Annotated in this window: 13 protein-coding genes; all 13 read left to right on the forward strand. The window is 34.0% G+C overall.

Annotation, left to right across the window (positions count from 1 at the left end; genetic code table 11):
- The first annotated feature begins 247 nt into the window (after positions 1 to 247).
- The 13 genes from H4J62_RS14140 (at position 248) to H4J62_RS14200 (ending at position 13,534) form a co-directional block, all read left to right on the forward strand.
- Positions 248 to 1,288, forward strand: coding sequence for a Wzz/FepE/Etk N-terminal domain-containing protein (locus H4J62_RS14140; RefSeq protein ID WP_310733979.1), 1,041 nt, complete (start codon positions 248 to 250; stop codon positions 1,286 to 1,288).
- A gap of 17 nt (positions 1,289 to 1,305) precedes the next feature.
- A complete protein-coding gene (wecA, locus tag H4J62_RS14145) occupies positions 1,306 to 2,340 on the forward strand; it encodes a UDP-N-acetylglucosamine--undecaprenyl-phosphate N-acetylglucosaminephosphotransferase (protein WP_182218615.1) in 1,035 nt (344 codons plus the stop codon).
- 189 nt (positions 2,341 to 2,529) lie between these two features.
- Positions 2,530 to 3,579 carry a dTDP-glucose 4,6-dehydratase gene (gene rfbB / locus H4J62_RS14150; RefSeq protein WP_182218613.1) on the forward strand — a complete coding sequence of 350 codons (1,050 nt, stop codon included), beginning with the start codon at positions 2,530 to 2,532 and terminating at the stop codon, positions 3,577 to 3,579.
- Between the two features lie 5 nt (positions 3,580 to 3,584).
- The gene (gene rfbA, locus H4J62_RS14155; protein WP_182218611.1) at positions 3,585 to 4,448 is read left to right on the forward strand and encodes a glucose-1-phosphate thymidylyltransferase RfbA; all 864 of its coding nucleotides are present in this window, start codon (positions 3,585 to 3,587) and stop codon (positions 4,446 to 4,448) included.
- Positions 4,445 to 5,533 carry a DegT/DnrJ/EryC1/StrS family aminotransferase gene (locus tag H4J62_RS14160; RefSeq protein ID WP_182218609.1) on the forward strand — a complete coding sequence of 363 codons (1,089 nt, stop codon included), beginning with the start codon at positions 4,445 to 4,447 and terminating at the stop codon, positions 5,531 to 5,533. The genes rfbA and H4J62_RS14160 overlap by 4 nt, the downstream gene beginning before the upstream one ends.
- Positions 5,530 to 6,798, forward strand: a complete 1,269-nt coding sequence (locus H4J62_RS14165; RefSeq protein ID WP_182218608.1) for an ATP-grasp domain-containing protein — start codon at positions 5,530 to 5,532, stop codon at positions 6,796 to 6,798. The genes H4J62_RS14160 and H4J62_RS14165 overlap by 4 nt, the downstream gene beginning before the upstream one ends.
- A 25-nt stretch (positions 6,799 to 6,823) precedes the next feature.
- The gene (locus H4J62_RS20500; protein ID WP_259364986.1) at positions 6,824 to 7,045 is read left to right on the forward strand and encodes an adenylyltransferase/cytidyltransferase family protein; all 222 of its coding nucleotides are present in this window, start codon (positions 6,824 to 6,826) and stop codon (positions 7,043 to 7,045) included.
- A 276-nt stretch (positions 7,046 to 7,321) separates the two neighbouring features.
- Positions 7,322 to 8,098, forward strand: coding sequence for a LicD family protein (locus tag H4J62_RS14175; RefSeq protein WP_182231341.1), 777 nt, complete (start codon positions 7,322 to 7,324; stop codon positions 8,096 to 8,098).
- Between the two features lie 3 nt (positions 8,099 to 8,101).
- Positions 8,102 to 9,592 (forward strand): lipopolysaccharide biosynthesis protein, encoded by a 1,491-nt coding sequence (locus H4J62_RS14180; RefSeq protein ID WP_182231342.1) that lies wholly within the window; start codon positions 8,102 to 8,104, stop codon positions 9,590 to 9,592.
- Position 9,593: 1 nt separating this feature from the next.
- Complete coding sequence (locus H4J62_RS14185) at positions 9,594 to 10,610, forward strand: glycosyltransferase (RefSeq protein ID WP_182218710.1); 1,017 nt, start codon at positions 9,594 to 9,596, stop codon at positions 10,608 to 10,610.
- 28 nt (positions 10,611 to 10,638) lie between these two features.
- Positions 10,639 to 11,820 carry a hypothetical protein gene (locus tag H4J62_RS14190; RefSeq protein WP_182218708.1) on the forward strand — a complete coding sequence of 394 codons (1,182 nt, stop codon included), beginning with the start codon at positions 10,639 to 10,641 and terminating at the stop codon, positions 11,818 to 11,820.
- A complete protein-coding gene (locus tag H4J62_RS14195; protein WP_220470828.1) occupies positions 11,820 to 12,395 on the forward strand; it encodes an acyltransferase in 576 nt (191 codons plus the stop codon). The genes H4J62_RS14190 and H4J62_RS14195 overlap by 1 nt, the downstream gene beginning before the upstream one ends.
- Positions 12,389 to 13,534 (forward strand): glycosyltransferase, encoded by a 1,146-nt coding sequence (locus H4J62_RS14200; protein WP_182217314.1) that lies wholly within the window; start codon positions 12,389 to 12,391, stop codon positions 13,532 to 13,534. Before H4J62_RS14195 ends, H4J62_RS14200 begins: the two co-directional genes overlap by 7 nt.
- The last annotated feature ends 14 nt before the right edge of the window (positions 13,535 to 13,548 follow it).

Here is a 13,548-nt window from a genome sequence, read left to right on the forward strand (position 1 = left end):
ACTTAAACTTATAGTTATAGTTATAGTTAACGATACCTTTCTCTAATTCTTTAGCTCCGATATCTATAGCCGCATAGTTCATTTCCGAGATAACTATGAGAATTATACGCAGCGAAGAGTAATGGCAAACCATCATTGAAGATCAGCAAAACATTGGCTTAACAACATTTAATACCGTATAATCCGAAACCTTTAATAGGGAAGTGTCCTATTGTTATTCAAATAGTTAAGTATGGAAAATCTGCAAGTGCCAAATCAGAATCAATCGAGTCATAATAGTACTCAGCAATCCACTACACCGTTTTCTCCAGAAGTACTCTTGCTTTCTCAGCAACTTGCCGAAAATAATAACTCAGATGAAGATATTGACTTAGCAGAATTATGGCGTGCTATATGGTCAGGGAAATATATTATCATCGTTATTTCATTTATATTTGCTGTTTCATCTATAGCTTTTGCCTTATCAAAACCTGATATTTATAAAGCATCAATTTTATTAGCGCCAGCCTCATCAGATTCTGCCGGTGGAATGGGGGCTCTTGCTGGACAGTTTGGTGGCTTAGCTAGTCTTGCTGGAATTAGCTTAGGTGGCGGTGGTACTGATAAAACGGCTTTAGCTCTTGAAATTATAAAGTCACGTGCATTCCTTGAAACCTTTATTATTAAACACGAATTGTTAGTGCCATTAATGGCAAGTGAAAATTGGGATAGAGCAACAGATTCTCTCCTCATTAATAAAGAACTTTATGATAGTAAAAATAAAAAATGGTTAAGAGAAGCCTCATACCCCAAAAAGTCTGAACCGTCTTCTTGGGAAGCCTATCAAGAACTTTTAAAATTACTTTCCATTACACAAGATAAAGCAACTTCGCTAGTAACAATCGATGTTGCATTCTATTCACCTGAAGTAGCAAAACAATGGCTAATTTGGTTAGTTGAAGACGTTAATGACTTTATGCGTGAAAAAGATGAAAAAGAAGCTCAATCTTCTATTGATTATTTAACGAAACAACTTGAGAACACAGAAGTAAGTGCCATGGAAACTGTTTTTTATCAATTGATTGAAGAGCAAACAAAAAATATGATGCTAACTAAGGTTTCAGCAGAATATGTTTTAAAAACGATTGACCCTGCTCAAGTACCAGAAAAAAAGTCTGGCCCTAAGCGTGCATTAATTGTAGTACTAGGTACAATGCTGGGTGGTATATTGTCGGTACTTATCGTATTAATCAGACACTTTACTAAGAATAATAAATCGACTAAACCAAAGGACGAAAATTTAGCGTAAGCTAATATGAAATTATGATGGAAGTATTTATCTCTGCACTTACCGCTTTTTGCTTTGCCTTTATCGCAATTAAGTTCTTTAAACCGGTAGCAATAGAAGTTGGCTTAGTTGACAAACCAAGCGAACGAAAATTGCATGCCGGACATATTCCGCTTATTGGCGGAATTTCAATCTTTATAGCGGTACTTATGGCTAGTCTTTTATGGCTTCCTAATACTTTAGAACTTCGTATGTACCTCATTGCCTCAGCAATGATGGTTTTCATTGGTGCGGTAGACGACAAATTTGACTTGAAAGTACGTATTAGAATTATTGGCCAGCTTATTGTTGCTAGTCTAATGATTTATGGTGTAGGTGGTTATATTTCAAACTTAGGTAACTTGTTTGGTTTAGGTGATGTAACACTAGGCCCTGTAGGTATTATATTTACCTATGTAGGTATTATTGTTGTTATCAATGCTTTTAATATGGTTGACGGTATTGATGGGTTGATCGGTAGTTTAAGCATTAATACTTTTACTGCTATCGCTATTCTATTTATCATGAGTGGACAAAACGATTACGTGAGTTACCCGTTAATACTTGCTACGGCGACTATTCCCTATTTAATTTTTAATTTAGGTTTAGCGTCCAAAGCAAGAAAAATATTTATGGGTGACGCAGGAAGCATGTTCATTGGCTTGAGTGTTATTTGGTTGCTTACTATGGGGACTCAAAATGAAAACGCCTCATTTAGGCCTGTAACCGCACTGTGGATTTGCGCCGTACCATTAATGGATATGTTAGCAATAGTGGTTCGACGTTATAAAAATGGTAAATCACCTTTTAAGCCAGACAGAGATCACCTTCATCATATACTTCAACGTGTTGGTTATAGCTCTCGTCAAACTTTGCTTATTATCTCTATATTTGCAGTAGTAATGTCGATAATTGGTTTAGCGGGTGAATATTTTGCTACAACAGATGTAATTATGCTGACAGGGTTTATTTTTGTCTTTGCATGTTATGTATTCGTTATTCGAAAAATAACAAAATTTGAAAAAGTTAAATAGGCAAACCTATTGGTATGAAAGAAGGTTTTAATAATTAAGCCCTTATTGATAAGGGCTTTTTTAATAGGTTGATGTTGATTGAGACCATCAATATGTGTCTCAATGATGACCGTCTTGTCTCAGGGTGTTAAAATAACTGAGTTTTGATGTTGAAAATAATCAACATCATTAATTTATGAGTAGAGATTTATGTTTAAGATTTTAATTACAGGTGGTGCTGGTTTTATTGGCTCAGCCGTTATTCGAAACATCATTAATAATACCAATGATAGTGTGATCAATTTAGATAAACTAACCTATGCGGGTAATTTAGAATCATTGTCAGACATATCTGACTCTGCAAGATATGTCTTTGAACAAGTTGATATTTGTAATAGAGCTGAACTTGATAGAGTTTTTTCTGAACATCAGCCCGATGCAGTTATGCATTTAGCTGCAGAATCTCATGTCGATCGTTCTATTGATGGTCCTGCTGCATTTATTGAAACCAATATTGTAGGTACTTACACCTTATTAGAAGCAACACGACAGTATTGGTTAGGATTAGATGATGATTGCAAACCTAATTTCCGCTTTCACCACATCTCAACTGATGAAGTTTATGGTGATTTAGGCGGAACGGATGATTTATTCACTGAAGAAACATCATATGATCCAAGCTCACCATATTCTGCTTCTAAAGCCTCAAGTGATCACTTAGTTCGGGCGTGGCTCCGTACTTATGGTCTACCTACGATTATTACCAACTGTTCAAACAATTACGGCCCTTACCACTTCCCAGAAAAGCTAATTCCATTAGTCATTTTAAATGCCTTAGAAGGGAAGCCTTTACCTATTTACGGTAAAGGTGATCAAATTCGCGATTGGCTTTACGTTGAAGATCATGCGCGAGCATTAGTTAAAGTGGTTACTGAAGGAATTGTTGGTGAAACCTATAATATAGGTGGTCATAACGAAAAGAAAAATATTGAAGTCGTTGAAACTATTTGTGACATATTAAATGAACTGGTGCCACAAAAAAGTGACTATAAAGAACTAATTTCTTTTGTTAAAGATCGTCCAGGTCATGACATTCGTTATGCCATTGATGCAAGTAAAATAGAAAAGGAATTAAACTGGACACCAAAAGAAACATTTGAAACTGGTTTAAGAAAAACGGTTGAATGGTACTTAGCTAATGCTAAATGGTGTAAACGAGTTCAAGACGGCTCTTATCAACGAGAGCGCTTAGGAGCATAGATAAAATGAAAGGAATAGTTTTAGCTGGAGGGTCAGGTACACGCCTATATCCAATTACTCAAGGTGTATCAAAGCAGTTATTACCTATTTATGATAAGCCAATGATTTTTTATCCTATATCAGTATTAATGCTTGCGGGAATCAGGGATATATTAATTATATCAACTCCTGATGATATTGGTGGATATCAACGTTTATTAAAAGATGGTTCTCAGTTTGGTATTAATATTAGCTACGAAATACAGCCAAGCCCAGATGGTTTAGCACAAGCTTTTATTATTGGTGAAAAATTCATTGGTGATGATAATGTTTGCCTAGTATTGGGAGATAACATTTTCTATGGACAAGGGTTTTCTCCTAAGTTACTTAATGCAGCACAAAAGCAATTAGGCGCTACAGTATTTGGATATCAAGTAAAAGATCCTGAACGTTTTGGAGTAGTCGATTTTGACGATAATATGACTGTACTTTCAATTGAAGAAAAACCAAATAAGCCCAAGTCAAATTATGCCGTCACTGGCCTTTATTTTTATGACAATAATGTAATTGAAATTGCAAAATCTATCACACCTTCTGAGCGAGGGGAATTAGAAATCACGTGTATAAATAATGCTTACCTTGAAAGAAAAGAATTAAGTGTAGAAATATTGGGCCGTGGCTTTGCTTGGTTAGATACAGGGACTCATGAATCGCTGCTAGAAGCCGGGCAGTTTGTTCAAACGATTGAGCACAGGCAAGGTTTTAAAATCGCTTGTTTAGAAGAAATTGCTTTTAATAATAATTGGTTGTCAGGCGAAGAGTTAACAGAACTGGCTAAACCAATGATGAAAAATAGTTATGGTAAGTATTTAATGAGCTTAGTAAAATGACAATTAAATTAAATCAGCCGATTAAACCAAATTTAGAAAAGCTAACTAAATACTTAGAACAAGTTAATGATAGCGGATGGTATACTAATTTTGGTCCCCTACATCAACAACTAACTCAAAGATTAGAGGCTTACTTAGGGGTTGAAAATTTATTGCTAGTTTCTAATGGCACATTGGCATTGCAGGTTGCATATAAAGCCCTTAACGTCAAAAGTGCTTTAACAACCCCTTTTAGTTTTGTTGCTACCGCCAGTTCATTAATTTGGCAGGGTATAGAAACTTCCTTTAGTGACATTGATAAAAAATCTTATAACCTATGTCCTAAACAAGTACAGAAAGTATTAGATAATGATTCGAATGTCGACACGATTGTAGCAACCCATGTTTATGGTAACCCTTGTGATATTAATCGTTTTGATGATATTGGAAAAAAATATAATATAAATATCATTTATGATGCTTCTCATGCTTTTGCTGTCAATGTTGACGGTAAATCCGTGCTTAGTTTTGGTGATGCTAGTACGCTAAGCTTTCACGCGACTAAAGTATTTCATACCGTTGAAGGTGGAGCTATCGTCTTTAAACGTAAAGCTGATTTTGAACGAGCCAAACGCTTAATTAATTTTGGTATAGATGATAATGGCAATATCACTGAAGCAGGAATTAATGCAAAATTAAATGAGTATCAATGCGCCGTTGGTTTAAGCCTTTTGGACGAAATAGATAATATAGTTGAGCATAGAGCTGCACTTTTTGAGTATTATCGTGACGAATTAAAGCATTACGTAGACATGCCATTATGGTTTGACTCTTCAAGTTTTAATGGTGCTTATATGGCCATTTCTTTAAAGAATAAAGACATAAAAGAGTTACTGGTCAATGAACTCAAAATACACAATATACAAAGTCGTAGTTATTTCTCTCCATCTTTAGAAAGTATTTTTAACAAATCGAAAGATTATGGTGTTGAAAATAGCAGGCAGATAGTTGAAAGTGTACTTTGTTTACCATTGCATTTTTATATGACAATTTCTGATGTTGATGCAGTTGTTAAAGTAGTTAAAAAAGTGGTGGGGGAAATATGAAAGTATTAGTTGTTCCTTGTGGAACAGAAATTGGACTTGAAATTGCTAGATCGTTAAAAGGTGTTAAGAACATAGAGTTAATTGGATTAAACTCTCTTATCGATTACTCCTCTACTGTGTATAAAGAATTTTATTCAGATGCCCCTTTCATTGATGAACCTGAATTTTTAGATTACTTAAAATCATTTATCTCCAAGCATTCGGTGACTCATGTTTTTCCTGCGCATGATTCTGCAGCTTTGCTATTGTCTGAAAACGCGGAGTGCTTTGGGGAAAATGTAAAGGTTATTACATCTAGTGCTGAAACTAATCGTATTTGTCGTTCAAAAAAATTAACATATGATTGTTTAAATAATGTTGTAGCAACACCTTATATTTATAATAGTATTAAAGATGTTGAAAATGTGAATTTTCCATTGTTCCTAAAACCGGACGTAGGTCAAGGAAGTAAAGGAGCTCGTATAATTAAAGAAATTTCAGAGCTTTCTCATGCAGACTTTCAAGAAAATATTATTACGGAGTACTTACCTGGTAATGAATACACGGTTGATTGTTTTACAGATCACAAGGGTGAATTATTATATGCAGGACCTAGAATCAGAAGTAGGGTTTTAAATGGCATTTCTGTAAGTACTTCCACCATTAAGGATGTTGATGGGCTATTTTTAAATTTTGCTAAAAATATCAGTAAAAAATTATCCTTTAAAGGTATGTGGTTCTTTCAAGTTAAAGAAAATAATGCGGGTGTACTCGTTTTAATGGAAGCTGCAACCAGAATAGCGGGCTCTATGTCAACTAATAGGGTTAGAGGTGTTAACTTTGCGGAGCTATCACTATATGTTCATAATGCTACATCGGTTGAGTTAGCTATCAATACTTTTCAAGTTAAGCAAGAAAGAGCTTTATCTAATAAATATAAATTAAATATAGAATATAAGCATGTGTATGTTGATTTTGATGATTGCTTGATAATTGATGATAAGGTAAATGAAGAGCTAGTCGCTTTTTTATATAAGGCAATTAATAACAATTGTTCAATTTATTTAGTTACTCGTCATGAATATAATTTATCGGTATCACTGAAAAAATATCGATTGACTGGTTTATTTGATGAAATTTTTCATATCACTGATAAATCACCAAAATCTGCAATAATGACTCACACCGATGCTATTTTTATTGATGACTCTTTTAGAGAAAGAGAAGATGTTATATCTAAAGGGATCCCATCATTTTCAGTGGATTGTGTAGAAGCTCTTTTATAACCATGGTATTTGAAGTAGGACACAAATGAGAGTAGTCCTAACTTATGGAACATTTGATCTGTTTCATGTTGGCCATATTCGGTTGTTAAAGCTTCTATCTCTGCTTGGAAATAAATTCATTGTTGGTGTTTTATCACATGAATTCAATATTTTAAAAGGTGTGGAGTCCTTTTTTTCATACGAGGAAAGAGTCGAGAACCTCAAAAGTTGTAAGCATGTATCGAAGGTCTTCCCTGAGTATAATTAGGAACAAAAAGAGATGATTGGAAAGAGGGGGTGATGATCTCGCCGATAGTTGTGAAGTTGTGTATTTACCTCGCACAAAAGACGTCTCTACCACATATATTAAGAGTGCTTTAGCAAACATAGATCATAACGAATGAGACTGAATTGAAAATTCTCTACATGATGTTATTAGTATAGTAAAAAGTCTCTCGTTAAAATAAGTTAGCTAACATGAAAATTTGACTTGTTAAGGGAAATCTCCTTAGTTGAATGTTAGTTTAAATAAGAATGGATTAATATGAATAAAAAAAATCTTGAGCTACTAAATTCTTCAGATGTAAAAGAACGATTACTTAAGCTAACTACAATTATTATTGATGTCTTAGAAGCAAACAAAATCGACTATACCATCTTTTATGGAAGCTTATTAGGGGCAGTTAGGCATAAAGGTTTTATTCCATGGGACGATGATATTGATATCATCGTTGATGCTAAGGATATCAAAAAACTGAGAGCTGTGTTTAAATCAAAAAAGGCCAAATATTATGATTCATACCATAAATCTTATTTTGATTGGGTTGTTAGAATTGCAGATCCAACGACAATAGTAAAAATAAATGATGATTGTCTGCAGGCTAATCATGAAGATTTTGACGTTAATGAATTAGGTTTATGCCTTGATATATATCCTATATATCACCTACCTAAGTCTGAAAGTTTAAAGGAAATTGTTCTTTTTATACATAAAGTAAGCTCTAAGATCCGTGGCCGTTCTATTTCTAGACGAAGTATGTTTGGGAAATTTATAGTTAACTTTCTTGATATAAATCTTGCTCGAGTGAAAGGGGATACCGTTTTTACTAAGGCAGATTATAATACGTTTTATTCGTTCAAAGAAATTAGTGATAAAGTCCCTGCTAAATTTGAACACTTAGATGTTCAAATTCCAAAAGAGAGTAAACAAATTTTATCAACTAGATATGGTGATTGGGAAAGGATTCCATCAGAAGAAGAAAAAGAGTCATGGATACACTATGAAGAGACTTATGCTATTACAGAAAAGTTAAAAGACTAGGTAATGGCGAGTTTAAAAACAAACACCATTACTTCGTATCTCTCGCAAGGATACGCGGCAATAATTGGCATTGCGGTGATGCCCTTTTTATTTTCTACATTAGGCAGTGATGCTTTTGGACTCATAGGTTTTTTTACCGTAGCTCAAGTCATTATTAATTTGCTCGGTTCTGGTTTTAATCCTACTTTATCAAGAGAAATAGCGAAAGAAAAAATACAGTATCAAAATACTTACCTTATATCCGTAATCAAGTCCTTTGAGTTAATTTTTTTCTGTTTCCTCTTACTTATTCTTATTGTTGCATTATTTGCAAATAATTGGTTTGCAATTGAGTGGTTTGAATCTGACCTACCTGTTGAATTACTTTCGAGTATTGTATTACTTATTTTTATTGTTTGTGCTGTACGGTTTCAATCGGTGCTTTATCTCTCTGCACTTAGGGGCTCTGAAGACTTTTTATGGATAAACAGCGTAAGCATTATTATAAATACTTTACGCTTTCCCATCAGTTTGCTTCTCGTTATCTATTATCCAAGTTTAAAACTTTACTTCGGTTTTCACCTTATTATAGCAATGGTTGAACTACTTGTTATGCGATATCGAATAGGAAAGTTATTGGGGATTAATTTTTGGTTACCAGATCATTTTAGTTTTTATAATGTTAAGAAGTTAGGTCGTTTTGCCAAAGCGGTTGCGATTACTGCTGTTATTTCGGTTGTTATTGCACAAGCTGACAAAGTGTTAATGTCAAAATTATTAACCTTATCTGAATATGGGTATTTTACCGTATGTATTATGTTAGCGAACGGTATTTTACTATTAGGGTTTCCTATAGGCACAGTGTTAATTCCTAGGTTAACAGCGTTATACGCTGATGGTAAACTAGATGAATTTAGACAGATATATATAAAATTCACAAAATTCGTTTGTATTTTTATTGTTCCGGGTGCAATTGTATTAGCAGGCTTTTCGCAAAATATTATTTACTTATTCACAGGAAGTACAGAAGCAGCAAACTGGGGAAAGGATATTTTAAGTTATTACACGCTCGGTAATGCGTTTTTAATTGTGGCTGGTTTTCAATATTATCAGCAAGTTGCCAAAGGCGACTTAAAATATCATGTAAGGTATAGCATGGCCCTACTGCTCTGTTCATTACCATTAATCATGTTTTTTGGTAGCGAGTACGGAGTAATCGCCGTAGCTATTATATGGTTGTTTTTTCGAGTTTTTGCTTTTATATTTTGGGTTCCATATATACATGCTAAAATGAAAACGATAAAATATTCACACTGGTTGTTTCAAGCAGTACTTCCGTCCCTATTAGTGTCTATAATCGCTTATGCGTTACTAAAAGAATACGATGAAAATATTATCGAAAATAAAGTAACACTGCTAGTTCAACTTGTTGGATTTTATATGACAATATTGGTCATTACATTTTTCAGTTATAAGTTAGTATTGAATAAAAAATTTAAATTAGGTAATAGATAAGTTGCAATTAAGATCTGAACAAGAAATCATTAATAGCTGGAAATATATTGATAAAGTTTATATTTCCGTTGTATGTATGACATATAATCAAGAGCAATACATCAAAACGGCAATCAACTCATTTCTACAACAAGAATGTGATTATAAATTTGAAATAATAATCCATGATGATGCTTCAACAGATACAACGACAGAAATAATTAAAGAGTATGCAGAAAACTATCCATCGATAATTCGAGTAATTCAACAAGTAGATAATAAATACTCTCAAAAACCAACATTGCCTACCTTGATAGCACTTAACAATACAAAGGCCGAGTATATTGCTCTTTGCGAAGGCGACGATTACTGGATCAGCACAAATAAATTACAGTGCCAATATTTGGCAATGCAAGAACATAAATCCCTATGTATTAGTTTTCACTCATCACAAAATATTTATCCTAATGGAAGCTTTCAAGTCGGTGTATCATTAGGTGATTTAAATAAAATTTGTTTGTTATCTACTGTAATTCGTGGCGGTGGTGCTTACATGCCAACAGCGTCATTAATGTTTAAAAAAGAATTGTTGGAGAGTTTTAATCAGGTACTTGCTAATGCACCAGTAGGTGATTTTTACATGCAAGTATTAGGTTCAGCGGCTAATGGGGCACTATATATATCAGGGCTGGAATCTGCTTATAGAAAAGGTAATGAGGGATCTTGGAGCGAATCTATGAGCCATTCAACAGAGAAAAAAATCCTTAAGCTGCTTGGACAGCATAAATCTTCGATTAAAGAGCTAGCTGACTTTATACCAGCGGAACACAAGCGAGATTTGGAGTATGCTCTAATGCATGAGTATTATGTAGGAGCGCGTATAGCTCTTTTTTCGAAAAATTATGTATTATTTCAATCTTTAATTTCAAAGTGTAAAAACTCAGAAGAAAAATTTGGCATTGTATACAGTTTTTTTTGTAATTTTCGCAATTACCCTCGGTTATTGTTAAAAGCTTATCTACTATTTACTAGACGTTAGTACTTAGGTTTAATGTGAGGGATGTATTTTGCTTTTGCAAGTTGTTTTTTTTGCTATTGGTTTGGCAGTTTTTGCTCCACTATTTTTTTTCAAAAGCTTTCTATTAAGGCTACCTATACTAATATATGCTTATCCTATTTGGATAATGGCAGGGCTTTACCTAGGGCTCCCTGCAACGAGGATAATTGGTAATGTAGGAATGAGCTACTACTCTGACTATATACGAATTGGTTTTTATTCTAGCTTAGGCTCATATATTGCCTTCATTATTATGATTTGGAATATTCGTAACAATGAATTTACCTTCTTTCGGGTGCCTTTTTCTTTTCTCTTAAGAACGATTTGCCTTTTTCTATTTATTTTATCATTATTTGTAGCTTATCCAGGTGCATTTGGGTTCACTGAAGGTCGCTTTGGATCTGCTGGTAGTTTGGTAATAGTCTTATTTGCTTTGACCACACTTTCACGTAATTTTAAATATAAAGTCGATGCTATAAACATCATTATGTTTATTATCATTTTATTTATGTTATCGAAAGGGGAAAGAGTCGATTTTATCCTGGCATTATTAGCCTTATTTATGATTAATAAGAAACAGACAGTGTTCTCTATCACACGTTTAGTTTTTGTCGTCACTATCTTTATGTTTGTTGGGGTTTATGGCGGACTATCGCGTGCAGGTGGAGATATTACTTTTGAAAAACTGTTACTCTCGGTTTCTTTTGCAATCACAAATTTTGGAACTGCGGTGGATGTTGTGCATGTATACTTATCTTCTGTTTGGTTCTTTTACAATAAACCTTTAGACCTTATGCCACTGGTTAACCTTATTCTTTCATATATCCCTATGTCTCCCATGGGCGGCGCCAGCTCTGAGTTCAATTTTTCTTTGGTAACAAAGAAACATATCCACAATGTTGGAGGAGGACTGTTTTACTCGGTTGGTATGATGGTATCTGGTCCAATTGGAGTAATTACCTTAGGTTTTTTATATGGTTACCTATTTAAAAAACTCTTTTTGCTTAAATCTTATTTTTCAGTAGTATTTATTGCTTTTTTTGTACAACAATTTAGGATCCAATGGTATGGGGCTAATTACTTTGGCAACGTTCTTTTTGTTTTGTTTAGTATTGGTGTTTGCTTAGTTATATTTAAAAAATATAAAATAATAAAACCGCGAAAGTCATCGATTAAATTAAAGGGGGATTGATGGGAAGATTTATTTTTAAATATTTTAACTTTATATTACTGATATTAGCAAAGGTATTGTCTGTATTACCTAGCTCATTATTGAATACACTGTTTTCCATTGCATCATCAATGCCGACTTTAATCGGTGTGGGTATAAGGTATGTTTTATTAAAGTCAATATCCCCAAAAATAGGGGATAATGTTTATATTGCTCGTTGGGTAGTGATTAAAAGTCCTAGTAAACTTGAGATAGGCAATAATGTTAGTATTCATGAGTTTAGCTATATTGATGCCAAAGGTGGTATATCGATAGGAGATGATACCTCTTTAGCGCACAATTGTTCCCTGATCAGTTTTGAACACTCTTGGGGAGAAATTGATAAACCTATAAAGTATAATAAACTACTACTTTCTCCAATTCATATTGCACAAGACGTTTGGGTGGGTTGTGGTGCCCGTATTTTGTCTGGAGTATCAATCCCATCTCGAAGTATTATTGCAGCGGGTAGTGTTGTAACATCAAAAAGTGTAGAAAAGTCTCCAGGTATTATTTATGCAGGTGTACCTGCTAAGAAAATAAAAAAAATATGTTAAAAAATGTACTTTTTTGCCATGACCATCTACTTTCAGAATTTGAAGGTAAATATTACTCAGCGGGCAAGCTGGATTATTCTAAATTTAAATTTTATTTGGACATTTTCAAAAACCTAACTCTCGTTACTCGTGGGAAACCAGTCAGCAAGCTTGATCTAGGAGTATCCATTGTTAATGGACCTAGTTTAGATGTTGAAACGTTGCCTAATTTGGCTAGTGTTACCGGTTTAATTCACCGAGGGAAAATAAGAGAACGGCTTGCACAGTCAATCTTATTACATGATGCTGTAATTGTTCGTTTGCCCAGTGAAATTGGTCTTATGGCGTTAGATATAGCACAAAAAACCAATAAGCCGGTGTTGGTTGAGGTCGTTGCTAATGCTTATGATTGCTTAAAATATCGAGGCGATTTATTAGCAAAAATATATGCACCATTTTTAGAGTGGCGTATGCGTAAGGCTTGCCTCAATTCAGACGTTATTACATATGTAACTAGTAAATATTTACAGAAAAAATATCCTTCAAATGGAATGCAAGCGGCAATTTCTGACGCTGGTATTAATGAAGTCTTACCTGCTCGGAAATTTCCTACGTCTGATACATTTACAATAGGTGTTATTGGTAACCCTGATGTAAAACTTAAGGGAATAAAAATTGCTTTAGATGCTGTATCCCAAGCAAGAAAAATATCGGGTTTAAATATTCTTTTGAAAGTTTTGGGTGGAGAAGGAAAAAATTTCATACTGGACAATGGTAACTTACCGTCATGGTGCTCTTTTACTAATGTCTTAATCGGAGAAAGTAAAGTCAATGTTTGGTTAGATGATTTAGACATTTATGTTCAACCTAGCTTTACGGAAGGTCTTCCGCGTGCTTTGGTTGAGGCTATGAGCAGAGGGTTACCCTGTTTTGGGTCTGATGTTGGAGGAATTCCTGAATTATTATCGAAAAAATATGTATTTAAACCTGGTAATTCTGGATCACTTTCAAGTTCTTTATTAATGACAATACAGGATGAGAATAACTATCAGGTCCAATCAATCAGTTGTCTACAGAAGGCAAAGGAATACGATAAGAAATCGATACTAATTAAACGAATTTCTTTTTACAAACAATTTGCATTAAATCATGCTCCTTAATAGATCAATTTATA

The organism is Colwellia sp. BRX8-5 (genome assembly GCF_014077325.1).
GTDB lineage: Bacteria > Pseudomonadota > Gammaproteobacteria > Enterobacterales > Alteromonadaceae > Colwellia_A.

Coding starts and splice junctions, on each gene's coding strand:
- H4J62_RS14175 (WP_182231341.1), top strand. CDS start 7,322: ATGAATAAAAAAAATCTTGAGCTACTAAATTCTTCAGATGTAAAAGAA.
- rfbA (WP_182218611.1), top strand. CDS start 3,585: ATGAAAGGAATAGTTTTAGCTGGAGGGTCAGGTACACGCCTATATCCA.
- wecA (WP_182218615.1), top strand. CDS start 1,306: ATGGAAGTATTTATCTCTGCACTTACCGCTTTTTGCTTTGCCTTTATC.
- H4J62_RS14165 (WP_182218608.1), top strand. CDS start 5,530: ATGAAAGTATTAGTTGTTCCTTGTGGAACAGAAATTGGACTTGAAATT.
- H4J62_RS14195 (WP_220470828.1), top strand. CDS start 11,820: ATGGGAAGATTTATTTTTAAATATTTTAACTTTATATTACTGATATTA.
- rfbB (WP_182218613.1), top strand. CDS start 2,530: ATGTTTAAGATTTTAATTACAGGTGGTGCTGGTTTTATTGGCTCAGCC.
- H4J62_RS14160 (WP_182218609.1), top strand. CDS start 4,445: ATGACAATTAAATTAAATCAGCCGATTAAACCAAATTTAGAAAAGCTA.
- H4J62_RS20500 (WP_259364986.1), top strand. CDS start 6,824: ATGAGAGTAGTCCTAACTTATGGAACATTTGATCTGTTTCATGTTGGC.
- H4J62_RS14180 (WP_182231342.1), top strand. CDS start 8,102: ATGGCGAGTTTAAAAACAAACACCATTACTTCGTATCTCTCGCAAGGA.
- H4J62_RS14200 (WP_182217314.1), top strand. CDS start 12,389: ATGTTAAAAAATGTACTTTTTTGCCATGACCATCTACTTTCAGAATTT.